This is a genomic window from Actinocatenispora sera (genome assembly GCF_018324685.1).
GTDB classification, from domain to species: domain Bacteria; phylum Actinomycetota; class Actinomycetes; order Mycobacteriales; family Micromonosporaceae; genus Actinocatenispora; species Actinocatenispora sera.
The window spans coordinates 6981848-7006867 of sequence record NZ_AP023354.1; the positions used below are offsets into that span (position 1 = coordinate 6981848).

The window sequence follows — 25020 nt, forward strand, 5'->3', positions numbered from 1 at the left end:
GGATACTCGTACCGGTGGTGGATCTCGACGCGCTGTTGCCTCCTTCCCGCACGCCGCGCGACTACCTGAACGCCGTCACCGACCCGCGCCTCGACGCGGCCGGACTGCGCCAGCTCGCCCGCAGCCCGTACGGCTTCGTGCGGCTCGCGGTCGCCCAGCAACCGCGAGCCGACGCATCGGTACTGGCCGAACTGCTCACCGAACCGCTGGCCCCCTGGGACGCCAACCGCCTGTACCGCCTGGTCGCCGAACATCCGAACGCCGACCGCGCCGTCCTGCTCCGGGTGCTCGACCGAACCGAGGAACTGCTGCGCGCCGGCTCCCGCCCGTACGGGGCCGCGATCGCCCTGGCCGTCCGCACCGAACTCACCCCCGCCGAGATCGACCGCCTGCGCCACCTGCCCGGCGCCTCCCGCCGCCTGCGCCGCGGCCTCACCCGAGCCCTCACCCACGCCCGAACCCCTCGGGGCCACCGTGAACGGATCGAGTGGTAGGCCAACGGTCGAGTTCCCGGGCGGGCGGATAGCATCCGCTGATGCCGCTGGCCAGGATCAAGCACGGAATCGCGTACGCACGGCAACCCGTTCGGATCGCTCGGTGGGGCGTGGCGGTCGCCGTACTGCTCGGCGTGGCGGTGGGCGCCGTGGTGGTTCACCAGGTGGACGGCGCGCGAGCGGACGTGCCGCATCCGGTCACCGGTACGGTCACGGCGGTCGACGAGGACGGTACGGCGCTCGGCTTCCGCGCCGACGACGAGCCACACGGTGGCACCACGGGGTACGCGCTCGGGCCGGTGGACTGGATCGACAGCGCCGGCACGACGCACCTGGCCGGCACGCATCCCTCCTGCCTCGCGCCGCTCTCGCACGGTCAGCACGTCGAGCTGTGGCTGCTGGACGTCCGCGATGCCAACGCCGGCCCGCGTCAGGTCATCACCCGCGTCCGCTGCCTGTCCGACTGACCAACCCGGGCCTACGGCGGCCTGCCGCATAGGATGGCGCGATGTCGTTCTCGGTACGGTGGATTCGGCTGACGTTGGTGGCGTTGGCAGTCGTCTTCGCGTTGTCCGCCTACGGGATCCGCGCGGTGCTGGACGGGCCGATCGAGCAGTACTCGGGTGCCGCGCTGTCGGGCGCCATCGTGTACGCGATCGTGCTCTTCATCCGTCCCTCGATCACCCCGTGGATCGCCGGCGTCATCGCCGTTGCGTACTGCTGGTTCATCGAGTTCTCGCAGCTCACCGCGATTCCTGCGACGATCTCCGCGCACAGCTGGTTCGCCGGTCAGCTGGTGGGCGCCCGGTTCGACCTCGTCGACGTCGCCTGGTACCCGATCGGCATCGTCCTGTACATGGCCGTGCACTGGTACCTCCGCACCCGCTCCACAAGAACGGCCGACGCCCGCTGAGCGCGGTGCTGGCCGGCGGTGCCGGAGTCGAGCTGGCCGCGGCTACGAGCGTCTGGCCGATCCTCGCGACGATCGCCTTCTCTCTCCTGATCATGCTGTTCGGCTACCTCGCATTGCGCGGGAAGATCCCCAACCGATGGCACACAACGGGCTGGTTCGAGCGCCTCAGCGAGGAAGCGAGAAGACGTCTCGACACCGTCGACAGGCTGTTCGGCGGGTCGCTGTTCCTCCGTGTGGGGCTGGTCCTGTTGGTGTACGCGCTCTACTGCTTGATCCTGTTCCTCGGCCGCCTGCTGTGATCCCGTACCCGCCACGCAGAGGCGAACCGCCGATCGGCAGAGCGGGGTTCGATACGAGGAACTTCGGCGGTTGGGCGAACGGAGCGCCGGATGACCGAGGAACTGACCGGCGTGCGCGACACGATCGCGCAACTGATCAAGGAACTCGTCCCGCCGCACGCCTCGGCGAAACGCATCTACGAGGTGGTCGACGCCAGCGGCTACAGCCGCACTCTGGTCGAGGCCGTACGCGGCGGCGAGAACATGTGGTCACGGCTCCCTCGATGACCTGCCTCCGGCACCACGTCCTCGACAGGGGGCGACGAACGTGTTCACCGATGTCGTTCCGCCGGTAGTTTGCGGGGACGCTTCCCGATCGGGACCGACCATGCGCGGACATCCACCTGGTGCTGGCCCCCGTACCCGCGGGCGGCTGGCGATGTCGGAGGCTGGCGATACGGTCTGCGCGATTCGTGTGTCGACCATGGAGGACATCGATGGGTGCGTCTGGTTGGGACTATTTCGTGGCCTATCAGCCTGATCTCAACGAGGCCTTGCGCGCGCTGCGGGACAAAGTGCTCGCCGAAGGCGACTACTGGTGGGCCGTGCCCGGCAAGCCGGCCAGCGCCTATGGCAACCGCCCCCGGAGCTTCGCGGAGTTGTTCGCCGACGAGGGAGTGCAGACGGACGGAACCCATTCCATCCTCGACATGGACCATGTGCTGGCCGATGGGGAAGATCCCGACTATGGCACGGTCCAGCCGGTCACCGACGACGAGGCGCTGCAGTACGCGGGAACCAAGACGCTGACCCGGGAGCACGTGGCGGCGATCGATGACCTCGTCACCCGACGCTGGTTCGGCCGATGCGCCATCCTGCACGACGCCTCCGGCACCCCCAACGAGATCTATTTCTGGGGCTATTCCGGAGACTGACCCTTTCCCGACAGCGGCGTGGACGTTGGATGGTCGTACGTGGCACAGGTGCCGCACCGCCGAGATCGGTTACGCCGCAACCACAAAGACGAAACCCCACCGGGAGACCTGCCCGGCGCCGCCCTGATCAGGGTGGGCGCTGGCCGCCCTTTGCTCTGCTTCCTCATGGGAAGCAGCCGACCCTTGCTCTCCATGAGGAAGCAGAGCAAAGGGGCGTGTAGGGCGGTACCGCGTCCGGCGTTGCGGGGAGGGAACCAACCACGGATGACTACTCAGCGTCACCAACGGTCTGGGGGAACGCAACACTGACCTCACAGACCACCGCGCGGCATCCGCTATGTGGCGGGTGAGGCTACAGCCAGCGCACACCGCCGGGACGGGGTGCGCGAGCAAACCGATGATCAGCTCGGCGAGCGGCAGGGCCTGAACCTGCCCGTTAATCTCTATCGCTGCTCTCTCGCGAGCAGCGGCACGCAACGAGATCGAGCGGGACTCCGTCGGACACGGAGGACCCGCCAGGTCTTTTGTTTGTGCTGGTCAGCGGCTGTTTACGCTGATGATGTGCTGGGTGCCCCCGGCAGGATTCGAACCTGCGCACACGGCTCCGGAGGCCGATGCTCTATCCCCTGAGCTACGGGGGCTCGGGACGGTGTGAAGAGTAGCAGGTGGGTCCGGCGGCGACCCGCGGCGGGTGGGCGTACCACGGTGGGAGTAGGCGGCGGGTCGATCCGGGGACGATGTGCCGGGCGGGGTCGCGGCCTACCGTGGGGCAGGTGCGGTGGGGTGTGGTGGGGCGGGTACGCCACGGTACGGCCGGCGATCCGGTCGACTGCGGCGACCCGGCGTGCCCGCCGGCGCAGCGGCTGAGTGGCTGGCCGGCGCGCGGCTGGACGGTACCGATGGTCGCGGTGCTGGTCGCGGCGGTGTCGGTGGTGGGCACGCACTACGCGGCGAAGCAGGTGCACGAGCAGCTGGACGTGCCGACGCTGGTGTTGCTGTTCGTCGGGCCGGTGGCGTTGCTGTTCAGCCGGCGCTGGCCGGCGGCGGTGCTGGTGGTGACGACGGTCGCCACCGTCGGCTACTACGGGCTCGGCTTCCCGTACGGGCCGCAGTTCACCGCGTTCGCGGTGGTGCTGGTGCTGGCGGTGGTGGCCGGGTACCGGGTGCTGGCGTGGGTGTGCAGCGTCGGCGCGTTGCTGGTCTACTTCCTGCTCTACTGGCTGATCGAGCACGGCCCGGTGGGCTGGACCTGGGTACTCGGGCACGTCGCCGCGGTGGCCGCGATCCTGGCCCTGTCCGAGCTGTACCGGGTGCACCGGCAGCGGGTGGCGGTGCAGCGCCGGATCCGGGCGGAGCGGCAGCAGCGGCAGGCGAACGAGGAGCGGCTGCGCATCGCGCAGGAGTTGCACGACGTGCTGGCGCACAACATCTCGCTGATCAACGTGCAGGCCGGGGTGGCGCTGCACCTGATGGACCAGCGGCCGGAGCAGGCCCGTACCGCGCTGTCGGTGATCAAGCAGGCGAGCAAGGAGGCGCTGGGTGAGATGCGCTCGGCGCTGGCGGTGCTGCGCGGCGAGACGTACGCGGCACACTCCCCCACGCCGGGCCTGGACCGCCTGGACGAGCTGACCGGCCGGTTGGTGTCGGCCGGGCTGCCGGTGCGGACCACGGTGACCGGGGCGCAGCGCCCGCTGCCGGTGGAGGTCGACCTGGCCGCGTACCGGATCGTGCAGGAGGCGCTGACCAACGTGTACCGGCACGCGCAGGCCAGCGAGGCGGTGGTGTCGCTGACGTACCGGCCGGAGCTGCTCACCGTGCTGGTGACCGACGACGGTACGGGCGGGCCGGGCGCGACGCGCTCCGGCGAGACGTGGTCCGACGGAGACGGTGTGGATCCGGCGGCGGACGGCGGCGACCCGATCGGCGCGGGCGGCGGGAACGGCATTCCGGGCATGCGGGAGCGGGCCACCGCGCTGGGCGGTAGCCTGACCGCCGGCCCGCTGCCGGGCGGCGGATTCCGGGTCGTTGCGACGTTCCCGCTGGACCGGGAGGCATCGTGATCCGGGTACTGCTGGCCGACGACCAGGCGCTGGTACGGGCCGGGTTCCGCGCGTTGCTGGATGCCGAGGACGGCGTCGAGGTGGTCGGCGAGGCGGCCGACGGCGACGAGGCGGTCACCCAGATCCGCCGGCTGGTGCCCGACGTCGTCCTGATGGACATCCGGATGCCGGGCGCGGACGGGCTCGATGCCACCCGCCGGATCGTCGCCGACGAGCGGCTCGCCGCGGTCCGGGTGGTCATCCTGACCACCTTCGAGCTGGACGAGTACGTGTTCGAGGCGATCCGCTCGGGCGCGTCCGGTTTCCTGGTCAAGGACACCGAGCCGGCCGAGCTGATCGCCGCGGTACGGGCGGTGGCGCGCGGCGACGCACTGCTGTCGCCGAGCGTGACCCGGCGGTTGATCGCCGAGTTCGCCCTGCGCGCCCAGCAGCCCCGGCAGTACCCGCAGCTCGCGGCGCTGACCGACCGGGAGCGGGAGGTGCTCACGCTCGCCGGGCAGGGGCTGTCCAACGAGGAGATCGCCGCGAAGCTGGTGGTCAGTCCGGCGACCGCGAAGACGCACGTGTCCCGCGCGATGGTGAAGCTCGCCGCCCGGGACCGCGCCCAGCTGGTCGTCATCGCGTACGAGTCGGGCCTGGTGCGTCCCGGCTGGCTGACCTGAGCGAGGCGGTGGGTGGCCGGACGCCGGGCCGATATTGCCCGCCGGGCCGACCGGTCGGTTGGCATGATGGCGGCCATGGCAGAGGAACGACCGCTCGAGTTGCGCCCCAGGTACCCGATTCGCACCCCGCGGTTGTTGCTGCGGCCGGTGACGGCCGACGACGTCGACGCGATGGTGGCGTACCGGGGGCGGGCGGATGTCTGCCGTTACCTGCCGTTCGAGCCGATGGACCGGGCCGAGGTGGTGGAGTCGATCGCCACCCGGTGGACCACCACCGCGCTCACCGACGCCGGCCAGGCGCTGCTGCTCGGGGTCGAGCTGATCGCGACCGGCGGGCTGATCGGCGATCTGGTGCTGTTCTTCCACAGCCGGGAGCACCGGGGCGGCGAGCTCGGGTACGTGATCAATCCCGACTTCGCCGGCCAGGGGTACGCGACCGAGGCGGCCGCGGCGCTGCTGGACCTGGCGTTCGACGGGCTGGGCCTGCACCGGGTGGTCGCCCGGCTGGACGAGCGCAACGACGCCTCGGCGCGGATGGCCCGTCGCCTCGGCATGCGCCAGGAGGCGCGGCTGGTGCAGAACGAGCTGTTCAAGGGCGAGTGGGCCACCGAACTGGACTTCGCGCTGCTCGCCTCGGAGTGGCCGGCGCACCGCGACCGGCTGGCCGCGGCCACCGCCGCGGCAGCTCGCTGACCCGGCCGCGACCGGTACCCGGTGTTGATCGTGGCGGGAGGGCGCCGGTACCCGCTTTACGGAACGACGTGGCGCCATGATCGACCGCTCGGGTCGAGGTGGGGCGCTACACCGGGTGGCGCGGGCGGGAAGGCGTGGCGAGGCTGTGCCGGACGCCGGTGAGCGGCAGTTCGGCCCAGACGACCTTGCCGCCGTCCACCGGTCGGGCGCCCCAGCGCAGCGAGAGCCGTTCGACGATCAGCAGACCGCGGCCGGAGGTGCGCAGCACGGTGGGCACCATCGTCGGGCAGGGCAGCCGCGGGTCGGTGTCGGCGACCTCGATCAGCAGCGAGTCGGCGCGCCGGCGCAGCCGGAGCAGCGCGGCGGAGCGGGCGTGCAGGAACGCGTTCGCGATCAGTTCGTGGCTGACCAGGGTGATCTCGCGGGCACGGGCGCCGAGCTGCCAGTCGCGGATGGCGTCCTCGACGAACCGCCGGGCCGCCCGCGCGGCGCCCCGATGCGGCTCGATCCGTAGCTCCCGATCCACGTCCATCGGTCGTTCGGATACCCACCGACCGGCGGTTTCATGCCACCGATCGCGGGATTCCCGCTCTGGTGCGGGTCCGCGCGGCGGCACTACGGGTTTTGCCAGACATATCCCTCGGAACTTCCGTTGCATAGCTTGATTCACTACCTTGACCGATGAAAGCCGTCATGCATAGGCTGCGGGCGTGGTGGAGTCGGTACCGGAAAGCCCGTCGTCGCGGCTGCTCGCCCTGTTCGCCGGGCAGCGGCTGACGCCGACGCAGCGGCGCATCGCGCAGTCGCTCGTCGAGCACGCGCCGCGCGCCGGCTACCTGTCCGCGAGCGAGGTCGCCGAGCTGGCCGGGGTCAGCCAGCCGTCGGTGACCCGCTTCGCCATCGCGCTCGGCCACGACGGCTACCCGGCGCTGCGCCAGCGCATCCGCGAACTGATCGGGCTCGACACCACCGGTACCGCCGAGACCACCGACGAGGCGCGACGCAACGAGTGGCAGCGCGCGGTCGCCGCCGAGCGGGACAACCTCGCCAGCCTGTCGGACTTCCTCGCCGACCCGAAGCCGGTACTGGCGGCCGCCGCGACCCTGTCCGCCTCCCGGCCACTGCCGGTGCTCGGGCTGCGCGCGGCGCGTCCGATCGCCGAGTACTTCGGTTACTTCGCCGCGAAGGTGCAGCCCGACGTGCGGGTCCTCAGCGGCGGCGGCAGCCAGCTGGTGGACCAGCTCGAACAGGCCACCGACGCCGGCGCCGAGGCGCTGCTGACGTTCGTCCTGCCGCGCTACCCGGCCGAGGCGCTGGCCGCGATCCGGGTCGCCCGCGACGCCGGGCTGACCGTGGTGACGGTGACCGACAGCCCGATGAGCCCGGCGGCGGACGAGTCCGACCTGGTGCTGCCGGCGCCCGTCGGTTCGCAGCTGGTGTTCGACGTGCACGGCGCGCCGATGGTTCTCGCGATGGTGCTGCTGCAGGCCATCTGCGATGCCCAGCCGGCGCGCACCCAGGGGCGGCTGGAGCAGTTCGAGGCGTCCGCGGCCCGCCGCGGACTGTTCGTACCATGAGGAGGCATCCTGTGTGGACGGTGCACGATGGACGGTGAGCGCACCGCGGTGGAGCGGCGATCGATCGACATCGTCCCGGAGGCCGAACGGCACGGGTCGGTGCGCAGCCTGTTCACCGTCTGGTTTGCCGGCAACATGCAGATCACCACGGTGGTCACCGGCGCGCTCGGCATTGCGCTCGGGCTCTCGCTCGGCTGGGCGCTGGTGGCACTGGCCGTCGGCAACCTGTTCGGCGCGGTGTTCATGGCGCTGCACTCGGCGCAGGGCCCGAAACTGGGTATCCCGCAGATGATCCAGAGCCGGGCCCAGTTCGGCTTCCGCGGCGCGATCCTGCCGCTGATCCTGGTGTTGCTGATGTACGTCGGGTTCTTCGCCTCGTCCGCCGTCCTCGGCGGCGACGCGTTGCACGCGGTCACCGGCTGGCCCGACGTGCTGTGCATCGTCCTGGTGTCGATCGTCTGCACGGTGCTCGCCGCGTACGGCTACCGCCTGATCCACAGCTACGAGCGGTGGATCAGCCTGATCAGCGGGATCACCTTCGTGGTACTGACGGTGCTGTTGCTGGTGCACCACCCCGTCGGCGCATCCGTCCACTTCGGACATGCGAGCTTCGGTAGCTTCCTCGCCGTCGTGGCGGTCGCGGCCACCTGGCAGATCACGTTCGCCCCGTACGTGGCCGACTACTCCCGCTACCTACCGCGCCGCACGTCCACCTCGGCCGCGTTCTGGTGGACGTACGCCGGCAGCGCGATCGGTGCGATCTGGATGATGTGGCTGGGTGCCGCGATCACCGCGGTGATCGTGCCGAAGGGCGCCGACGTCGCGTCGGTGCTCGGGCTGGCGCCGGCACACACCGGCGACATCGTCTCGGTGGTGCTGATCCTTGGCGTGATCGCCATCAACGTGCTCAACCTGTACGGCATGTTCATGTCGGCGACCACGACGCTCACCGCGATCCGGCCGTTCGGCGTGACCACGCGGTTGCGGGTGTGGTTCGTGGTCGGTGCCGCGGTCGTCGGCACCGCGGTGGCGCTCGCGGGCCGGGGCGATTTCCTGGCCAACTACGAGAACTTCATCCTGTTCCTCGCCTACTTCCTGATCCCGTGGACGGCGATCAACCTGGCCGACTTCTACCTGCTGCGCAAGGAGCGCTACGACCTGGCCGCGATCTTCGATCCGAACGGCAGGTACGGCAACGTCAACTGGCGGGCGATGGCCGCCTACCTGATCGGCGTCGCGGTCGAGATCCCGTTCATCTCCTCCAGCTTCTACACCGGCCCGATGGTGAAACACCTCGGCGACGCGGACATCTCCTGGATACTTGGCCTGATCGTGTCCGCGGCCCTGTACTACGTCCTGATGCGTCCGGTGGTACGCGCCGAGCAGGCGGCCGGGCTGTTCCGAGAAGAAAGCGAGGCGCTCACGTGACCGCACCGACCGAACCGATCCGCGCACCGCGCGGCAGCACCCTGTCGGCGCGGAGCTGGCAGACCGAGGCGCCGCTGCGGATGCTGATGAACAACCTCGATCCGGAGGTGGCCGAGCGCCCCCAGGATCTGGTGGTGTACGGCGGATCCGGCCGCGCGGCACGCTCCTGGCCGGCGTACCACGCCATCGTGCGCACCCTGCGTACGCTCGGACCGGAGGAGACGCTGCTGGTGCAGTCGGGCAAGCCGGTCGGCGTGCTGGCCACGCACGAGTGGGCGCCGCGGGTGCTGATCGCGAACTCCAACCTGGTCGGTGACTGGGCCAGCTGGCCGGAGTTTCGCAAGCTGGAGCACCTCGGCCTGATGATGTACGGCCAGATGACCGCCGGGTCCTGGATCTACATCGGCACCCAGGGCATCCTGCAGGGCACCTACGAGACGTTCGCTGCGGTCGCCGCCAAGCGGTTCAACGGCACCCTCGCCGGCACGCTGACGCTGACCGCCGGTTGCGGCGGCATGGGCGGCGCGCAACCGCTCGCCGTGACGATGAACGACGGTGCCTGCCTGATCATCGACGTGGACCGCACCCGGCTGCAGCGCCGCGTCGACACCCGCTACCTGGACACCATCGCGGCCGACCTGGACGAGGGCATCGCCCTTGCGGTGCAGGCGAAGAAGGACCGGCGCGCCCTGTCGGTGGGCGTGGTCGGCAACGCCGCCACGCTGGTACCGGAGATCCTGCGCCGCGGGGTGCCGGTGGACATCGTCACCGACCAGACCTCCGCGCACGACCCGCTGTCGTACCTGCCGGAGGGCATCGATCCCGGCGACGCACCCGACTACGCGGCGAAGAAGCCGGAGGAGTTCACCGACCGGGCCCGCGCCGCGATGGCCAAGCACGTCGAGGCGATGGTCGGGTTCCTGGACGCCGGCGCCGAGGTCTTCGACTACGGCAACTCGATCCGCGGCGAGGCGCAGCTCGGCGGGTACGACCGCGCGTTCGCCTTCCCCGGCTTCGTACCGGCCTACATCCGGCCGCTGTTCTGCGAGGGCAAGGGCCCGTTCCGGTGGGCGGCGCTGTCCGGCGACCCGGCCGACATCCACACCACCGACCGCGCGATCCTCGATCTGTTCCCGGACAACGAGCAGCTCGGCCGGTGGATCCGGATGGCCGGCGAGCGGGTCGCGTTCCAGGGGCTGCCGGCGCGCATCTGCTGGCTCGGCTACGGCGAGCGCGCCCGGGCCGGCGCCCGGTTCAACGAGATGGTCGCCGACTGCCGGCTGTCCGCGCCGGTGGTGATCGGCCGCGACCACCTGGACTCCGGCTCGGTCGCCTCGCCGTACCGGGAGACCGAGGGGATGGCCGACGGCTCCGACGCGATCGCCGACTGGCCGCTGCTCAACGCGCTGGTGAACACCTCGTCCGGGGCGACCTGGGTGTCCATCCACCACGGCGGCGGGGTCGGGATGGGCCGCTCGATCCACGCCGGTCAGGTCACCGTCGCCGACGGCACCCCGCTGGCCGCCGCGAAGCTCGACCGGGTGCTGACCAACGACCCGGCGATGGGCGTGATCCGGCACGTGGACGCCGGGTACGAGCTGGCCGAGCACGTCGCCGAGCGAGACGGGCTGCGGATCCCGATGCGCGAGGGCGATGTGCAGTGACCACTGTGGACGAACGGGACGCGTTCCGGACGCTGTGGGAGCAGCTGCTGCCGATCGGTGCCGCCACCGACGGCGGCTACCTCCGGCACGGGTACACCGACGCGGAGCAGGCCTGCCGGGACTGGTTCACCGACCAGGCCAAGTCGCGGGCGATGGCGGTGGAGACCGACGGCAACGGCAACCTGTGGGCCTGGTGGGGCGACCCGACCGCCGGCAACGCGCTGGTCACCGGCAGCCATCTCGACTCGGTACCGCACGGCGGCGCGTACGACGGCCCGCTCGGCGTGGTGTCCGCGTTCCTCGCCGTGGATGCGTTGCGGGCGCAGGGCATCACACCGTCCCGTCCGATCGGTGTGGTCGCGTTCTGCGAGGAGGAAGGGTCCCGGTTCGGCGTCGCCTGCCTGGGTTCCCGGCTGCTGACCGGCGCGCTCCCGGTCGAGCGCGGCGCCGCGCTGACCGACCCGACCGGTACCACTTTGGTCGACGCGATGGCCGCGGCCGGCACGGACACCTCGCGGCTCGGCCCGGATCGGGCCCGACTGGACCGGATCGGCCACTACGTCGAGCTGCACATCGAGCAGGGCAAGGGGCTGGTGGACACCGGCGCGCCGGTCGGCGTCGGTACCGGCATCTGGCCACACGGCCGGTGGCGGTTCGACTTCACCGGCACCGCCGACCATGCCGGTACCACCGCGATGGCCGACCGGCACGACCCGATGCTCAGCTACGCGATGACCGCGCTGGCGGCGAACAAGCAGGCCCGGCTGCACGACGCGCGGGCCACGTTCGGCCGGATCGCGGTGCGGCCCAACGGAACCAACGCGATCCCGTCGGCGGTGACCGGCTGGCTGGACGCCCGCGCCGCGGACGCGACCGCGCTGGAGTCGATGCTGATCGAGCTGGAACGCCAGGCCCGGGACCGGGTGGGCCGGGACGGCACGGCGCTGACGGTGACCGCCGAGTCGGTCACGTCGCCGATCCGGTTCGACGCCGCGCTGGCCCAGCGGCTCGCGGCCAGCCTCGGCGGCGCCGGCATCGCGCCCGGCAGCACCGCGCCGCTGCCGCTGCTTGCCACCGGCGCGGGGCACGACGCGGGGATCCTGTCCGATGCCGGGGTGCCGACCGCGATGCTGTTCGTCCGCAACCCGACCGGCGTCTCGCACTCCCCCGCCGAGACCACCGACGACTCCGACTGCCTGGCCGGGGTGCGGGCGCTGACCGCGGCGCTGCGGGAGCTCGCGTGAGCACGTACTGGTGCGAGCACGCCTGGCTCGGCGATCCGCTCCGGCCGGCCGAGCCCGGCGTGCTGATCGAGGAGTCCGCGGGTCGGGTCACGGCCGTGTCGTCCACTGTGGACTCTGCGCCGGCCGGTTCGCACCGGCTGCCCGGGCTCACCGTGCCCGGGTTCGCCAACGCCCACTCGCACGCGTTCCACCGCGCGCTGCGCGGGCGTACCCAGGACGGCGGCGGCACGTTCTGGACCTGGCGGGAGCGGATGTACCAGGCGGCAGCGCGGCTGGACCCCGACTCGTACCTGCGACTGGCCCGCGCGGTCTACGCCGAGATGGCGCTGGCCGGAGTCACCGCGGTCGGCGAGTTCCACTACCTGCACCACGAACCGAGCGGCGCCGGCTACGCCAACCCGAACGCGATGGGCGAGGCCCTGATCGAGGCGGCCCGGCAGGCCGGCATCCGGATCTGCCTGCTCGACACGCTGTATCTGGCCGGCGGCCTCACCGACCGCGGCTACCAGCCGCTGTCGCCGGTACAGCAACGGTTCGCCGACGCCGACGTCGACGCCTGGCAGCGCCGGTACGAGAAGATCCAGCTCGCGCCGCACGCCACCCGCGGCGCCGCGATCCACTCGGTCCGGGCGGTACCGGAGACCGCGCTGCGCGGCTTCGCCGACCGGGTCGGCGACGAGCCGCTGCACGTGCACCTGTCCGAGCAGCAGGCCGAGAACGAGGCGTGCCGGGCGTTCCACGGGCGCACGCCGGCGCAGCTGCTGGCCGAGCACGGCCTGCTCGGGCCCCGCCTCACCGCCGTGCACGCCACCCATCCGACCGACGGTGACATCACCGCGCTCGGTACCGCCGGCGCCGGGGTCTGCCTGTGCCCCAGCACCGAGCGGGAGCTGGCCGACGGGATCGGCCCGGCGCGCGCACTGGTCGACGCCGGCTGCCCGCTCAGCCTCGGCAGTGACAGCCATGCGGTGATCGATCCGCTGGCCGAGGCGCGGGCGGTGGAGATGCACGAACGGCTCGCGACCGAGCGGCGCGGTCACTTCACCGCCGGCGAGCTGCTCGCGGCCGCGACCGGTACCGGACATGCCGCGCTCGGCCGCCCCGACGCCGGCCGGCTCGCCCCCGGTGCGCCGGCCGACCTGGTCACCGTGGCGCTCGACTCGGTGCGTACCGCCGGGGCGAACGATCCGCTCGCCGCCGCCGTGTTCGCCGCCACCGCAACCGACGTGCGTTCGGTCGTGGTGAACGGCCGCCCGGTCGTCGAGGACGGCCGGCACCTGATCGTCGACGACGTCGCCGGCGAACTGTCCGCCACCATCCGGGAGGTACTGGCATGACCGCGAGCTTCGCGCGCGGCGGAGACGCAGCCGGCACGGCCCCCGGCGGGCGGCCCGGCCGCGCCGCCCGCACGGTGGTCGGCGCCACCGGCTCCGGCCCGGTCGCGACCGGCACGGCGAGCGCGGAGGTGCCGGCATGACCTCGCTGCTGGTCGACCGGATCGGCGAGCTGGTCACGAACGAACCCGGTGGCCGCGATCCGCTGGCGATCCGCCGGGATGCCGCGGTGGTGGTCGTCGACGGCCAGATCGCCTGGATCGGCCCGACCGGCGGCGCGCCCGCCTGCGACGTCCGGGTCGACGCGTCGAACCGGGCCGTGATCCCGGGTTTCGTGGACAGCCACACGCACCTGGTGTTCGCGGGTGACCGGTCCGGGGAGTTCGCCGCCCGGATGGCCGGCGAGCCCTACACCGGCGGCGGGATCCGGCGCACGGTGGCCGCCACCAACGCGGCGCCGGACACCGAGCTGTCGGCGAACCTCGCCTACCTGCAGCGGGAACTGACCCGGCAGGGTACGACGACGTTCGAGACGAAGTCCGGGTACGGCCTCGGGGTGGACACCGAGGCCCGACTGCTGCGCATCGCGCGCGGCGTCACGCCGGAGACCACGTTTCTCGGCGCGCACGTGGTTCCCGACGAGTACAAGGACCGGCCGGACGACTACGTGGCGCTGGTGTGCGGACCGATGCTCGACGCCTGCGCGCCGCACGCCCGCTGGGTCGACGCCTTCTGCGAGCGCGGCGCGTTCGACGCCGACCAGTCCCGCGCGGTGCTCACCGCGGGCGTTGCCGTGGGGCTGGCGCCGCGGCTGCACGCGAACCAGCTCGGCGATGGGCCCGGGGTACGGCTCGGGGTCGAGCTGGGCGCCGCCGCGGTCGACCACTGCACCCACCTGTCCGACGCCGACATCGACGCGCTGGCGGGCGGCGACACGGTGGCCACGCTGCTGCCCGGCGTCGAGTTCTCCACCCGCTCGCCGTACCCCCCGGCGCGCCGGCTGCTGGACGCCGGCGTCACCGTCGCGCTCGCCACCGACTGCAACCCCGGATCGTCGTTCACCTCATCGATGCCGTTCTGCGTCGCGCTGGCGGTCCGCGAGATGCACCTGACACCCGCGGAGGCGCTGTGGTGCGCGACCGCGGGCGGCGCCGCGGCGCTGCGCCGTACCGACGTCGGCACGATCACCGCCGGCGCGTCGGCCGACCTGGTCGTGCTCGACGCGCCCAGCCATGTCCACCTGGCCTACCGGCCGGGAGTCCCGCTCGTCCACACCGTCGTGGCGAACGGGGAAATCGCTTACCAGCAGGGGAATTCGTGATGAAGCAGGTGACCGTCGGCCCGGATTCGGTGACGCCGGAGCAGGTGATCGCGGTGGCCCGGCACGGTGCCCGGGTCGAGCTGTCCGAGGCAGCGCTGGCCGCGATGCGGGCCAGCAGGTCCATCGTGGACTCGATCGAACGGGACGAGCGCGCCGTGTACGGCGTGTCCACCGGGTTCGGCGCGCTCGCCAACACGTTCATCGAACCGGCCCGGCGGGCCGAGCTGCAGCATGCGCTGATCCGTTCGCACTCGGCCGGGATGGGCGATGCGATGCCCACCGAGGTGGTCCGGGCGATGATGCTGCTGCGCATCCGGTCGCTCGCGATGGGCCGGTCCGGCGTCCGGCCGCTGGTCGCGCAGTCGTTGGTGGAACTGCTCAACGCAGGCATCACGCCGTGGGTGCCGCGGCACGGTTCGCTCGGCGCGTCCGGCGACCTCGCCCCGCTCGCGCACTGCGCGCTGGTGCTGCTCGGCGAGGGCTGGGTACGCGCCGCGGACGGCCGCCGCATCGCCGGCGCCGAGGCGCTCGCCACGGCCGGCCTGGCCCCGATCGCGTTGGCCAGCAAGGAAGGGCTGGCGCTGATCAACGGTACCGACGGCATGCTGGGGATGCTGCTGCTCGCGATCGCCGACGCCCGGCACCTGTTCACCATGGCCGACGTGACCGCCGCGCTCGCGGTGGAGGCGATGCTCGGCTCGGACCGGCCGTTCCTGCCCGAGCTGCACGAGATCCGGCCACACCCGGGCCAGGCGGCGTCCGCGGCGAACATCCACCGGCTGCTGGCCGGATCGTCCATCATGGACTCGCACCGCGACGATCTGACCCACGCGGTACAGGACGCGTACTCGATGCGGTGCGCGCCGCAGGTCGCCGGTGCGGCACGGGACACGCTGGACTTCGCGGTCCAGGTGGCCGCGCGCGAGCTGGTGTCGGTGGTGGACAACCCGGTGGTGCTGCCGGACGGCCGGGTCGAGTCGACCGGCAACTTCCACGGGGCGCCGCTCGGGTTCGCCGCCGACTACCTGGCGATCGCGGCGAGCGAGGTCGGTTCGATCTCCGAGCGCCGGGTCGACCGGCTGCTGGACGTGGCGCGCTCGCGCGAGCTGCCCGCGTTCCTGTCGCCCGACCCGGGGGTCAACTCCGGCCTGATGATCGCGCAGTACACCGCCGCCGGCGTGGTGGCGGAGAACCGGCGGCTGTCGGTACCGGCGTCGACCGACTCGATCCCGACCTCCGGCATGCAGGAGGACCACGTCTCGATGGGGTGGTCGGCGGCGCACAAGCTGCGTACCGTGCTGGCCAACCTGTCGCACCTGCTGTCGGTCGAGCTGCTCGCCGCCTGCCGGGGCCTGCAACTGCGCGCACCGCTGGCGCCGAGCCCGGCCGGTGCCATCGCGGTACGCCGGATCGCCGAGGTCGCCGGGGATCCCGGGCCGGACGAGTTCCTCGCGCCGATCCTGGAGCACAGCCGCTCGCTGCTGGTCGGTACGGAGCTGCGTACCGAGATCGAGGCCGCGATCGGCCCGCTGGCCTGACGCCCGCACCCGCGCCGCCGACCGCGCGGTAGGTCGGCGACACGCCGGGGTCAGCCGCGCCGGCAGCTCCCCCGCGTGCCGGCCCACCGCGTGCGACGCGGCTGGGTCAGCATGTGCGCCACCTGGCGGGGTCAGCCGCGCAGCAGGCCGCGGGCGAACGCGGTGGCGACGGCGGCGGCGCGGTCGTTGACGCCGAGCTTCGCGTAGATGTGCAGCAGGTGCGTCTTGACCGTCGCCTCGCTGATGAACAGCCGCCCGGCCGCGTCGCGGTTGGTGCAGCCCTGCGCGATCAGCCCGAGTACCTCCAGCTCGCGGTTGCTGAGCGGTTCGGTGGCCGGCTCGCGTATCCGGCCCATCAGCCGGCCGGCGACCGACGGGGACAGCACCGCTTCGCCGCGGGCCGCGGCCCGGATGGCCTCGCACAGCTGGTCCCGCGGGGTGTCCTTGAGCAGGTAGCCGGTGGCGCCGGCCTCGATCGCCGGTACCACGTCCTGGTCGGTGTCGTAGGTGGTGAGCACCAGCACCCTGGCCGGCAGGCCGCGGGCGGCGAGCCGGCGGATTGCGGCGACCCCGTCGACGCGTGGCATCCGCAGGTCCATCAGCACCACGTCGGGAGCCTGCACCGCGGCCACGTCCACCGCCTCGGCGCCGTCGCCGGCCTCGCCGACCACCTCGATGTCGCCGGCGTCGGCGAGCATGCCGCGCAGCCCGTTCCGGACCACCGGGTGGTCGTCGACGAGCAGCACCCGGATCATGCCGCGGCACCCGCCGGCACCGCCGGTACCGTCGCCGAGACCGCGGTGCCGGAGCCCGGTTCGGACTCGATGGTCAGCTCACCGGCCACCCGGGCCACCCGCTGCCGCATCCCGATCAGTCCGAACCCGCCGTCGCGGCGGCCCGCCACCACGGCATCGTCGACGGGTGAGCCACCGTCGCCGGGCCCGGCGCCGCCCCGCGCTGCCGGATCCGGCCGGCACCCGTCGGCCGGTGTCGCGGCGGCGGGGTCGAAGCCGACCCCGTCGTCGCGCACGTCCAGACTGATCACGTCCTCCATGTACGACAGTGTGACGCCGACCCGGGCCGCCCGCGCGTGCCGGGCGACGTTGGCCAGCGCCTCCTGCGCGATCCGCAGCAGGGTCGCCTCGATCTCCGGGTGCAGCGGCCGGGCGGTACCGGTGGTGACCAGGGTGGCGCGGGGCGCTTCGCGCTCGGCCCACGCCTCGATGGTCCGGCGCAGCGCGACCGGCAGGGTCGCGTCCTCCAGTTGCGGCGGCCGCAGCGCCTGCACCGAGCGGCGCGCCTCGCCCAGGCTGTCCCGCGCCAGCCCCAGCGCGGTCTGCACGTACCCGGTCGAGTCGGGTACCCGCTGCGCCGCCTGCAACTGGGTGATGATCCCGGTCAGGCCCTGCGCGATGGTGTCGTGGATCTCCCGGGCCAGCCGGGCCCGCTCGTCGCGTACCCCGGCTTCGCGGGCCTGGGTGAGCAGCTGCGCGTGCAGGCCGGCGTTCTCCCGCAGCGTCTCGGACAGCTTCCGGTTCGCCTCGGCCAGCTCCACCAGCGCCACCCGGCGCTGCTCGTTGCGCACCGCCACGTACGTGAACGAGGCGCCCATGGTCCCGGCGAGCACCAGGTTCAGCAGCAGCATGACCAGGTAGGCACCGACCAGAGCGCCGGAGACGTTCTGGAACCCGCCGACCTGGGTACCGGCGAGCAGCGCGGCGGTGACGGCGACACCGATCCCGGTGGTGATCCGGCCACCGAGCAGGTTCGCCCGGAAGAAGTCGACGAAGCCGAGCCAGGCGAACAGCCCCCACCACGGGTTCAGCACGACCAGCAGCGCGGTCAGGGCCAGCCGGACGAGCAGGGAGAACGTGGCCAGCGCGGGACGTTCCCGCTCCCACTGCGGGTGCAGGGTCTCGAACCAGCACACCCAGGCCACGGTGACCAGGGCGGCGCCGCCGATCCACAGCATCCGGGCCGCGCCGAAGCCGCTGACCATCGCGAGCAGCACCGCGGCGGCCGCCAGCACGTACGGCAGCAACCGGTAGATGGTCGAGAACCGGTCCTCCCAGGATGCCGGCCGTCGGTCGGGGCGGTGCAGCGCGCCCTCCGGGCCGGCACCCGACCGGGGCTGCTCGGACGCCACCACGACCCCCATCTCGCTCAGCTGTCCCACCGGAACGAACGCACTGCCACGGTACCGAACACGACCGCGTACCCGGCGAGTACGGCGAGGTGCACCCAGCCCGGCCAGGAGCCCGCGGCCGCGTCACCGAGCGCCTGGGTGGCCGCACCGGCCGGGGTGAACTCGGCGATGTGGCGCAGGGCGGCCGGCATCGCGGCGATCGGCAGCCACAGCCCGCCGAAGAACATCAGCGGGAAGAACAGGATCATCCCCAGCGCGTTGCTCACCTTCGTGTTCGGCGCGACCGCGGCGACCATCATGCCCAGCGCCAGCATCGCGCACAGCACCAGCAGGAACGCAACCAGGTAGCCGAGCGGCGCTCGCGGCAGCGCGACCCCGAGCCCGATCCGACCGATACCCAGCAGCAACAGCAGCACCAGCACCTCGACCGCGACGTTGACCACGACCTGGGCCAGCAGCAGCCGGGACGCCGGCATCGGCGTGGTGGCCAGGCGGCGCAGCACACCGCGCTCGCGGTAGAGGCTGATCGCGGCGGGCAGGGTGTTGACCGCGGTCATCGTCACCACGAACAGGATCATGATCGGCACGTACAGGTCGATCACCCGCAGGCCACCCAGATCGTGCTGATGCACCCGGAACGCCGGCACGCAGCCCAGGATGACCAGCAGCAGGGGCGGGAACGCGATCGCCCACAACACGGCCATCGGCTCGCGGCCGAACAGCTTCGCCTCGATGCGGACGAGCACGGCGAACGACGACATCACTGGTCTCCCTCGGTGTTCGACGTCAACGCCAGGTAGGCGTCGTCCAGGCTGGCGCTGTCCAGCCGCAGGTGTTCGGCCAGGATGCCGGCCGCCGCGAGGGTGCCGACCACCTCGGCCAGCACGTTGCCGGTACCGGTGACGTGCAGTTCCCTGCCGTCCCGCCGGATCGACGTGACGCCGGGCAGCGCGGCCAGCAGCGCGGTGTCGACCGGCTTCGACGGCAGGAACCGCAGCTGCTGGCGGTTGTCCACTGTGGACACCAGGCCGTCCGGGGTGTCGAGCGCGGCGAGCCGGCCCGCCTTGATCACCGCGACGCGGTCGCACAGCCGCGCCGCCTCCTCCATGAAATGGGTGACGAGCAGGATGGTCACCCCGTCGGCGCGGATCTCCTCGATCAGGCTCCAGGTGTCGCGGCGGGCCTGCGGATCCAGCCCGGTGGTCAGCTCGTCGAGCACCGCGATCCGGGGTCGGCCGATCAGCGCCAGCGCGATCGCCAGCCGCTGCTTCTGCCCGCCCGACAGCTTCTGGTACCGGGTGCGCAGCCGGTCGGCGAGCCCGAGCCGCTCGACCAGCGCGCGCCAGTCGGCCGGATCGGCGTAGCAGGACGCGTACAGCTTCAGCGCCTCGGCCACGGTGATCTTGTCCGGCAGCGCGGACTCCTGCAGCTGCACGCCGAGCACCCGCCGCACCCGGTCGCGCTCGGCGCGCGGGTCGGCGCCCAGTACCGAGACGGTGCCGGCGTCGCGCGAGCGCAGCCCGCTGATGCACTCGACGGTAGTGGTCTTGCCGGCCCCGTTGGGCCCGAGGATGCCGAAGATCTCACCCCCTGCCACGTCGAACGACACGTCGTCGACGGCGACCTTCTCCCCGTACGTCTTGCGCAGCCCGCGCACCTCGATGACCGGCACGGCCGGCCTCCCTCCCGACGTCTTCTCCGTCGGGTACGACGCTAGGAGCGCCACGGCGCGACCGGATCGACCACGAGACCGCACCGGTACCGGCAGGGCGGTGGAGGCCGGTCATCCACCGATCGGTGGATGACCGGCCCGGTTCACGGCTTGGGTACGTCGCCCAGCTTGTCCACCTCGCGGGTCAGCGCCTCCAGCACCGAGCGCAGCTGTACCTCGGTGACCTCGGCGAAGGTACGCAGGTAGGTGACCTTCTGTTCCAGCGCGGCACGGTCGGCCTCGGTGGCGTGCGCGGGCAGCGCATCCGCGGCCCGTTGCGCCTCCGACGCCGCCTGCTTCGCCTGGTCCTGCGCGTGCTGCAGCAGGTCCTCGTACCGCTGCCGGGCCTGCCCGACGAGCTTGCGGGCGTACTCCTCCGCCTGCGCGACGTGCGAGTCGGCGGCCTGCTGCGCCTGGCTCATCAGGTTGACCGCCTCGACGCTGACCCGGGACCGCTGCGCCTCCGCGTCCGGGTCCTGGCCGTGGTCCCGGTAGTAGTTGGTCAGCCGGCCGATCTCGGCGCGCAGCGCCGCCTTCTCCGCGTCGGCCGCCGCGAGGTCGTCGGCGACGCGGTTGAGGAACATCCGCACCTCGTCCTCGTGGAAGCCGCGGCGGCCGAACGGCGGCCGGGAGAACGTGGTGGTCCGCACCCGTTCAGCGCTGAGCGGCACCCGCCTCGGGGCACCCTGGTCGGTCACGGTCACTGTCCCCACCTTCCCCCGGCGATACCGGCCGGCGCGGTCACCGCCGGCTCCGGCGTCGGTTCCGCGCCGGCCGTGAACTCGTCGTACCGGACCTGGTCGGCGGACACGCCGGCCGAGGTCAGCGCGGACACCGTGTGCCGCACCATGTTCGCCGAGCCGCACACCAGGCAGCGCCGGTCGGACCAGCCGCCGGCGCCGGCCGCGACGTCGCCGACCAGGCCGCGCTGACCGGAGAAGCTCGCATCGTGCGACACGACCGGCACGTACCGGAACCACGGCCGGGCCGCGGCAAGCGCGCCGAGCAGCTGGTGCTCGTACAGGTCGGCCTCGGTGCGCGCGCCGTGGAACAGGTCGACCCGCCGCTGCGTCCGGTCGGCCTGCCACTGGCGGTCGATCTGTTCCAGCAGCGCCCGCAGCGGCGCCAGCCCGGTGGCACCGGCGACCATCAGCAGGTCGGTGCCGTCCTCGGGCAGCAGGAGCGCCGCCCCGACCGGGGCACCGATCCGCAGCGTGTCACCCAGGGCGGCAGACTGCACCAGCGCGGTGCTCACCTGCCCGCCGTCGACGATCTTGACGTGCAGTTCGAGCGTGTCGTCGGTGCGCGGCGCGTTCGCCGGCGTCAGGTACCGCCAGGCGCGCGGCCGCCGGGAGAACTCGACCGCCGCCGACTGACCCGGCTGGTACGGGTAGGGGTGGTCGGTGCGCACCTGCAGCACCGCCACGTCCAGCCCGCGCCGTTCGATGCCGACGATCTCGGCGTTCCACCACGGGGGAGCGTGCTTCGCCGACTCCGCCGCGGCCTCGATCATCACCTGGGCGACCAGCCCGTACGCCTCGGCCCACTGCCCGGCGAGCGCTTCTGTCCACTGTGGACCGGAGAAGTGCGCCAGGGTGGCGAGCAGCGACTCACCGACGGCCGGATAGTGCTCGGCCAGTACGGCGAAGCGTCGGTGGTCGCGGCCCAGCTGCTGGACGAACGGCAACACCTCGTCCAGCCGGTCGACGTCGCTGACGATGCGGCCGAGCGCGGCCACCAGCTTGTCGCGCTGACCGGCCATCGACATCGGAAACATGCCGCGGGTCTCCGGATGGGTCAAGAACAGGTGCGAGTAGAAGAACAGCGGCACCTCGTCGCCGTGCCGCGCCGTGTTGGCCCAACTGTCCTTGAGTGCCTGCGGATCCATCCGACTCAGGCCTCGACGATCTCCGTTTTGGTACCGCCGAGCACGTCACCGACCCGGCCGATGATGTCCTCCGAGACGCGCGCCTCGCGCAGCGCGGCGACCAGGTGCACCACCACCCGGCCGAAGTGCTCGGAGCTGATGCCCATGCCGCGGTGCGCGGCGCCGAGCGCGCGCCCGTCGTACTCGGCGGGGCCGCCCAGCACCTGGGAGATCAGCAGCGCCTGGTGCCGTTTGAGCCGGACCAGATCGGAACCGACGAAGTAGTCGGCCAGCTCCGGGTCGGCGAGCACCAGCTCGTAGAACCGACCCACCACCTGCCGGACCGCTTCGCCGCCGCCGATGCGTTCGTAGTCGCTCGTGTCCTCGCCCACATCATCCTCCATGTCATGATTTATCGACGATGGTCGATGGAGTGTAGTGAGCGAGCAGGGTCGGCGACACCCCGAAACCGCCCCAGTTGCGAATCGGGTGAGATAACTCAAGAATCGGTAACGTCCCGCGATTACCCGGCAGAACGCGCGGTCGGTCCAAAGTGGACGTTCAGGACTCGGGGCGTTCCGGCGGGCCGGCCGTGGACGTCAGGACTCGGGATGTTCCGGCAGGCCGGCGCGACGCCGCAACGCGGCCAGATCGGTCAGCACGATCGAGCGCCCCTCGGTGCGCAGCCAACCGCGGTGCGCGAACGTGCGGATCACCTGGTTGACGCTCTGCCGCGAACCGCCCACCAACTCGGCCACCCGACCCTGGCTCAACCCGACCGGGTCGTGCTCGTCCTCGACCGAGGCGAGCAGCCGCACCAGCGTCTTCGCCACCCGGCCGGGCAGATCCAGGAAGATGTGATCGGCCTTCTGCTCGGTCAGCCGCCGGGCCATCGCGCCCATCGCCCGGAACACCTCGTCCATCAGCCGCCGGTCGGTGTGCACCAGATCGAGGAACGCGGTGCGCGGCAGCACCAACGCCTCGGTCGGCGCGATCGCCTCCACCGAGGCCGACCGGGGCGCCCCGTCGAGCAGCGAGATCTCCCCCAGCACGTTCGGCGCGCGCACCAGGGTCAGCACCGCCCGGTCACCGGCCGGCCCGGACCGGTACACCGCGACAGCGCCGTGCCGGAGCACGAACAGCACGTCGCCCGGGTCGCCCTCGCGGAACAGCACCTGGGCCTCCCGGTACACCCGGGATTCGGCGCTCGCGGCGAGGCGGCGCCGGCTGCGCAGATCGAGCCCGGCGAACAAGGCGACCCCACGCAACGGGTCGTTCGGAACAGCGCGCCAGCGATCCAACCGTCCCGACCTCCCCCCGAAAGGGTCACCTTCCTCCAGAAGGCTAGCGTGTACCCCCTGCACGACAGAGTTCAACGAACTGAACTCAGGACGTGGCACGATGCACGTACGGATTCGGGCTAGGGGGTGGGCCGGACGTGGCGGCCATGAGCAAGGTGGGCTGGAAGCTGACGGGGCTGGCATTCGCGCTGCCGCTCGGGTTCGTCGCGCGCAAGGCCGTCGCCGCCGGGTGGCGCGCGGTGCGCCACGACGATCCGCCGCAGCACGCGGACGACTTCGAGGCGAGCTGGGGCGAGACGCTCGCCTGGGCGGCGCTGTCCGGAGTGGCCATCGCCGCCGCGGAACTGGTCGCCGCGCGCGGCGCGGCGCGCGTGTGGCGCCAGCTCACCGGCAACGAACCTCCAGGTCACGAGCACGAACCGGCCGAAATCGAGGCCTAGCGGCTGGCACCGGAAGGTCGCGACAGCCCTCCACCGCCTTCCGGTCGGAGCCTGCCCGGGCAACCCGTCACCCGGCGTCGGGCAGCCTGCCCGCAGCGGGGAGGATGGGGGGATGACCGACCTGCTGAACCGTTCCCTCGCTGACACCGACCCCGAGGTCGCGACGGCCATCGGCGCCGAGCTGCACCGGCAGCAGTCGACGCTGGAGATGATCGCCTCGGAGAACTTCGCCCCGGTCTCGGTGCTGTCCGCGCAGGGTTCCGTGCTGACCAACAAGTACGCCGAGGGCTACCCCGGCCGCCGCTACTACGGCGGCTGCGAGCATGTCGACGTGATCGAGCGGCTGGCGATCGAGCGGGTCAAGGGCCTGTTCGGCGCCGGGTTCGCGAACGTCCAGCCCCACTCCGGCGCGCAGGCCAACGCCGCCGCCATGTTCGCCACGCTGACCCCGGGCGACACCATCCTCGGCCTGGACCTGGCGCACGGCGGCCACCTGACCCACGGCATGAAGATCAACTTCTCCGGCAAGCTGTACCACGTGGTCGCCTACCACGTCGCCGAGACCGACTACCGGGTCGACATGGCCGAGGTACGCCGGCTCGCGGTCGAGCACAAGCCGAAGATGATCGTCGCCGGCTGGTCGGCGTACCCCCGCCAGCTCGACTTCGCCGCCTTCCGCCAGATCGCCGACGAGGTCGGCGCGCTGCTGCTGGTCGACATGGCGCACTTCGCCGGGCTGGTCGCCGCCGGCCTGCACCCGAACCCGGTCGAGCACGCCGACATCGTCACCACCACCACGCACAAGACGCTCGGCGGCCCGCGCGGCGGCGTCATCCTGACCAACAGTCCCGAGCTGGCCAAGAAGATCAACTCGGCGGTGTTCCCCGGCCAGCAGGGCGGTCCGCTGGAGCACGTGATCGCGGCCAAGGCGGTCTCGTTCAAGGTCGCCGCCTCCGAGGAGTTCGCCGACCGGCAGCGGCGCACCCTGACGGGCGCCAAGATCCTCGCCGAGCGGCTGAGCGCGCCCGAGCTCGCCGCCGCCGGCGTGCGGGTGCTCACCGGTGGCACCGACGTGCACCTGGTGCTGGTCGACCTGCGCGACTCCGAGCTGGACGGCCGGCAGGCCGAGGACCGGCTGCACGACCTCGGCATCACCGTCAACCGCAACGCGGTGCCGTTCGACCCGCGCCCGCCGATGGTCACCTCCGGCCTGCGCATCGGTACCCCGGCGCTCGCCACCCGCGGCTTCGACACCGACGCGTTCACCGAGGTCGCCGACATCATCGCCGGCGCGCTGTCGGCGGACTTCGACGAGGCCCGCGCCGCCGCGCTGCGCGACCGCGTCGCCGCCCTCGCCGACAAGTACCCGCTCTACCCGTCACTGTGACGCTTCGCCCGGCCCGGTGAGTGGTGC

The 25020-nt window shown here is 72.2% G+C and carries 28 protein-coding genes and 1 tRNA gene; 19 read left to right on the plus strand and 10 right to left on the minus strand.

What is annotated here, in order from left to right; genetic code table 11:
- Positions 1 to 14: 14 nt before the first annotated feature.
- The 6 genes from Asera_RS32570 (at position 15) to Asera_RS32595 (ending at position 2620) form a co-directional block, all read left to right on the plus strand.
- Positions 15 to 494, plus strand: coding sequence for a hypothetical protein (locus Asera_RS32570; protein WP_244844126.1), 480 nt, complete (start codon positions 15 to 17; stop codon positions 492 to 494).
- A gap of 41 nt (positions 495 to 535) precedes the next feature.
- Complete coding sequence (locus Asera_RS32575) at positions 536 to 961, plus strand: hypothetical protein (RefSeq protein ID WP_030445097.1); 426 nt, start codon at positions 536 to 538, stop codon at positions 959 to 961.
- A 41-nt stretch (positions 962 to 1002) separates the two neighbouring features.
- On the plus strand, positions 1003 to 1407 hold the full coding sequence (locus tag Asera_RS32580) for a ribosomal maturation YjgA family protein (RefSeq protein WP_030445096.1): 405 nt from the start codon (positions 1003 to 1005) through the stop codon (positions 1405 to 1407).
- A gap of 5 nt (positions 1408 to 1412) precedes the next feature.
- Entirely contained in the window at positions 1413 to 1706 is a 294-nt protein-coding gene (locus Asera_RS32585; protein WP_030445095.1) for a hypothetical protein, read from the plus strand.
- A gap of 90 nt (positions 1707 to 1796) precedes the next feature.
- Positions 1797 to 1973, plus strand: a complete 177-nt coding sequence (locus tag Asera_RS32590; RefSeq protein WP_157034675.1) for a hypothetical protein — start codon at positions 1797 to 1799, stop codon at positions 1971 to 1973.
- Positions 1974 to 2182: 209 nt separating this feature from the next.
- On the plus strand, positions 2183 to 2620 hold the full coding sequence (locus Asera_RS32595) for a hypothetical protein (RefSeq protein WP_030445094.1): 438 nt from the start codon (positions 2183 to 2185) through the stop codon (positions 2618 to 2620).
- Between the two features lie 569 nt (positions 2621 to 3189).
- On the opposite strand, the gene Asera_RS32600 is transcribed toward Asera_RS32595, so the two are convergent.
- A tRNA-Arg gene (locus tag Asera_RS32600) sits at positions 3190 to 3261 on the minus strand.
- 132 nt (positions 3262 to 3393) lie between these two features.
- Here Asera_RS32600 and Asera_RS33760 point away from each other — a divergent pair.
- The 3 genes from Asera_RS33760 (at position 3394) to Asera_RS32615 (ending at position 6035) form a co-directional block, all read left to right on the plus strand.
- Positions 3394 to 4680, plus strand: coding sequence for a sensor histidine kinase (locus tag Asera_RS33760; protein ID WP_280529756.1), 1287 nt, complete (start codon positions 3394 to 3396; stop codon positions 4678 to 4680).
- The gene (locus tag Asera_RS32610) at positions 4677 to 5342 is read left to right on the plus strand and encodes a response regulator (protein WP_030445092.1); all 666 of its coding nucleotides are present in this window, start codon (positions 4677 to 4679) and stop codon (positions 5340 to 5342) included. Before Asera_RS33760 ends, Asera_RS32610 begins: the two co-directional genes overlap by 4 nt.
- A gap of 75 nt (positions 5343 to 5417) precedes the next feature.
- The gene (locus Asera_RS32615; RefSeq protein ID WP_030445091.1) at positions 5418 to 6035 is read left to right on the plus strand and encodes a GNAT family N-acetyltransferase; all 618 of its coding nucleotides are present in this window, start codon (positions 5418 to 5420) and stop codon (positions 6033 to 6035) included.
- 106 nt (positions 6036 to 6141) lie between these two features.
- On the opposite strand, the gene Asera_RS32620 is transcribed toward Asera_RS32615, so the two are convergent.
- Entirely contained in the window at positions 6142 to 6567 is a 426-nt protein-coding gene (locus Asera_RS32620) for an ATP-binding protein (RefSeq protein ID WP_051801921.1), read from the minus strand.
- A gap of 178 nt (positions 6568 to 6745) precedes the next feature.
- Here Asera_RS32620 and Asera_RS32625 point away from each other — a divergent pair, with 178 nt between their 5' ends.
- From Asera_RS32625 to hutH, 8 genes are read left to right on the plus strand one after another with little or no spacing between them, the layout of a single operon-like run.
- On the plus strand, positions 6746 to 7612 hold the full coding sequence (locus tag Asera_RS32625; protein ID WP_030445089.1) for a MurR/RpiR family transcriptional regulator: 867 nt from the start codon (positions 6746 to 6748) through the stop codon (positions 7610 to 7612).
- A gap of 27 nt (positions 7613 to 7639) precedes the next feature.
- A complete protein-coding gene (locus Asera_RS32630) occupies positions 7640 to 9040 on the plus strand; it encodes a purine-cytosine permease family protein (protein ID WP_051801920.1) in 1401 nt (466 codons plus the stop codon).
- Complete coding sequence (gene hutU, locus Asera_RS32635; RefSeq protein ID WP_030445087.1) at positions 9037 to 10704, plus strand: urocanate hydratase; 1668 nt, start codon at positions 9037 to 9039, stop codon at positions 10702 to 10704. Before Asera_RS32630 ends, hutU begins: the two co-directional genes overlap by 4 nt.
- Entirely contained in the window at positions 10701 to 11948 is a 1248-nt protein-coding gene (locus Asera_RS32640) for an allantoate amidohydrolase (RefSeq protein WP_035295613.1), read from the plus strand. The genes hutU and Asera_RS32640 overlap by 4 nt, the downstream gene beginning before the upstream one ends.
- Positions 11945 to 13285, plus strand: a complete 1341-nt coding sequence (locus Asera_RS32645) for a formimidoylglutamate deiminase (protein WP_030445085.1) — start codon at positions 11945 to 11947, stop codon at positions 13283 to 13285. The genes Asera_RS32640 and Asera_RS32645 overlap by 4 nt, the downstream gene beginning before the upstream one ends.
- On the plus strand, positions 13282 to 13425 hold the full coding sequence (locus tag Asera_RS32650; RefSeq protein WP_157034673.1) for a hypothetical protein: 144 nt from the start codon (positions 13282 to 13284) through the stop codon (positions 13423 to 13425). Before Asera_RS32645 ends, Asera_RS32650 begins: the two co-directional genes overlap by 4 nt.
- Positions 13422 to 14603 carry an imidazolonepropionase gene (gene hutI / locus Asera_RS32655; protein WP_030445084.1) on the plus strand — a complete coding sequence of 394 codons (1182 nt, stop codon included), beginning with the start codon at positions 13422 to 13424 and terminating at the stop codon, positions 14601 to 14603. Before Asera_RS32650 ends, hutI begins: the two co-directional genes overlap by 4 nt.
- Positions 14603 to 16141 (plus strand): histidine ammonia-lyase, encoded by a 1539-nt coding sequence (hutH, locus tag Asera_RS32660; RefSeq protein WP_030445083.1) that lies wholly within the window; start codon positions 14603 to 14605, stop codon positions 16139 to 16141. The genes hutI and hutH overlap by 1 nt, the downstream gene beginning before the upstream one ends.
- Before the next feature lie 131 nt (positions 16142 to 16272).
- Here hutH and Asera_RS32665 read toward each other — a convergent pair whose 3' ends face one another.
- From Asera_RS32665 to Asera_RS32700, 8 genes are all read right to left on the minus strand, one after another.
- A complete protein-coding gene (locus Asera_RS32665; RefSeq protein WP_030445082.1) occupies positions 16273 to 16896 on the minus strand; it encodes a response regulator in 624 nt (207 codons plus the stop codon).
- Complete coding sequence (locus Asera_RS32670) at positions 16893 to 18317, minus strand: sensor histidine kinase (protein ID WP_244844127.1); 1425 nt, start codon at positions 18315 to 18317, stop codon at positions 16893 to 16895. The genes Asera_RS32665 and Asera_RS32670 overlap by 4 nt, the downstream gene beginning before the upstream one ends.
- Positions 18305 to 19048: an ABC transporter permease gene (locus Asera_RS32675; RefSeq protein WP_030445080.1), complete on the minus strand. Its 744-nt coding sequence runs from the start codon at positions 19046 to 19048 to the stop codon at positions 18305 to 18307. The genes Asera_RS32670 and Asera_RS32675 overlap by 13 nt, the downstream gene beginning before the upstream one ends.
- Positions 19048 to 19959: an ABC transporter ATP-binding protein gene (locus tag Asera_RS32680; protein ID WP_030445079.1), complete on the minus strand. Its 912-nt coding sequence runs from the start codon at positions 19957 to 19959 to the stop codon at positions 19048 to 19050. Before Asera_RS32680 ends, Asera_RS32675 begins: the two co-directional genes overlap by 1 nt.
- A gap of 143 nt (positions 19960 to 20102) precedes the next feature.
- On the minus strand, positions 20103 to 20702 hold the full coding sequence (locus Asera_RS32685) for a DivIVA domain-containing protein (RefSeq protein WP_030445078.1): 600 nt from the start codon (positions 20700 to 20702) through the stop codon (positions 20103 to 20105).
- Positions 20699 to 21886 carry a globin domain-containing protein gene (locus Asera_RS32690; RefSeq protein WP_051801919.1) on the minus strand — a complete coding sequence of 396 codons (1188 nt, stop codon included), beginning with the start codon at positions 21884 to 21886 and terminating at the stop codon, positions 20699 to 20701. Before Asera_RS32690 ends, Asera_RS32685 begins: the two co-directional genes overlap by 4 nt.
- A 5-nt stretch (positions 21887 to 21891) precedes the next feature.
- Complete coding sequence (locus tag Asera_RS32695; protein ID WP_030445076.1) at positions 21892 to 22269, minus strand: group I truncated hemoglobin; 378 nt, start codon at positions 22267 to 22269, stop codon at positions 21892 to 21894.
- Positions 22270 to 22464: 195 nt separating this feature from the next.
- Positions 22465 to 23166, minus strand: a complete 702-nt coding sequence (locus tag Asera_RS32700) for a Crp/Fnr family transcriptional regulator (RefSeq protein ID WP_030445075.1) — start codon at positions 23164 to 23166, stop codon at positions 22465 to 22467.
- A gap of 146 nt (positions 23167 to 23312) precedes the next feature.
- On the opposite strand from Asera_RS32700, the gene Asera_RS32705 reads away from it, so the two are divergent.
- Both Asera_RS32705 and glyA read left to right on the plus strand, forming a co-directional pair.
- A complete protein-coding gene (locus Asera_RS32705) occupies positions 23313 to 23606 on the plus strand; it encodes a DUF4235 domain-containing protein (RefSeq protein ID WP_035295609.1) in 294 nt (97 codons plus the stop codon).
- Positions 23607 to 23718: 112 nt separating this feature from the next.
- Positions 23719 to 24993 (plus strand): serine hydroxymethyltransferase, encoded by a 1275-nt coding sequence (glyA, locus tag Asera_RS32710; protein ID WP_030445073.1) that lies wholly within the window; start codon positions 23719 to 23721, stop codon positions 24991 to 24993.
- Positions 24994 to 25020: the final 27 nt, after the last annotated feature.

What these genes read in the sequence shown, in the direction of transcription:
- Asera_RS32665 (WP_030445082.1), bottom strand. Translation starts at nt 16,896, where the DNA reads ATGATCCGGGTGCTGCTCGTCGACGACCACCCGGTGGTCCGGAACGGG.
- Asera_RS32650 (WP_157034673.1), top strand. Translation starts at nt 13,282, where the DNA reads ATGACCGCGAGCTTCGCGCGCGGCGGAGACGCAGCCGGCACGGCCCCC.
- Asera_RS32615 (WP_030445091.1), top strand. Translation starts at nt 5,418, where the DNA reads ATGGCAGAGGAACGACCGCTCGAGTTGCGCCCCAGGTACCCGATTCGC.
- Asera_RS32630 (WP_051801920.1), top strand. Translation starts at nt 7,640, where the DNA reads ATGGACGGTGAGCGCACCGCGGTGGAGCGGCGATCGATCGACATCGTC.
- Asera_RS32690 (WP_051801919.1), bottom strand. Translation starts at nt 21,886, where the DNA reads ATGGATCCGCAGGCACTCAAGGACAGTTGGGCCAACACGGCGCGGCAC.
- Asera_RS32675 (WP_030445080.1), bottom strand. Translation starts at nt 19,048, where the DNA reads ATGTCGTCGTTCGCCGTGCTCGTCCGCATCGAGGCGAAGCTGTTCGGC.
- Asera_RS32695 (WP_030445076.1), bottom strand. Translation starts at nt 22,269, where the DNA reads ATGGAGGATGATGTGGGCGAGGACACGAGCGACTACGAACGCATCGGC.
- Asera_RS32575 (WP_030445097.1), top strand. Translation starts at nt 536, where the DNA reads ATGCCGCTGGCCAGGATCAAGCACGGAATCGCGTACGCACGGCAACCC.
- hutH (WP_030445083.1), top strand. Translation starts at nt 14,603, where the DNA reads ATGAAGCAGGTGACCGTCGGCCCGGATTCGGTGACGCCGGAGCAGGTG.
- Asera_RS32620 (WP_051801921.1), bottom strand. Translation starts at nt 6,567, where the DNA reads ATGGACGTGGATCGGGAGCTACGGATCGAGCCGCATCGGGGCGCCGCG.
- Asera_RS32580 (WP_030445096.1), top strand. Translation starts at nt 1,003, where the DNA reads ATGTCGTTCTCGGTACGGTGGATTCGGCTGACGTTGGTGGCGTTGGCA.
- hutI (WP_030445084.1), top strand. Translation starts at nt 13,422, where the DNA reads ATGACCTCGCTGCTGGTCGACCGGATCGGCGAGCTGGTCACGAACGAA.
- Asera_RS32705 (WP_035295609.1), top strand. Translation starts at nt 23,313, where the DNA reads ATGAGCAAGGTGGGCTGGAAGCTGACGGGGCTGGCATTCGCGCTGCCG.
- glyA (WP_030445073.1), top strand. Translation starts at nt 23,719, where the DNA reads ATGACCGACCTGCTGAACCGTTCCCTCGCTGACACCGACCCCGAGGTC.
- Asera_RS32590 (WP_157034675.1), top strand. Translation starts at nt 1,797, where the DNA reads ATGACCGAGGAACTGACCGGCGTGCGCGACACGATCGCGCAACTGATC.
- Asera_RS32595 (WP_030445094.1), top strand. Translation starts at nt 2,183, where the DNA reads ATGGGTGCGTCTGGTTGGGACTATTTCGTGGCCTATCAGCCTGATCTC.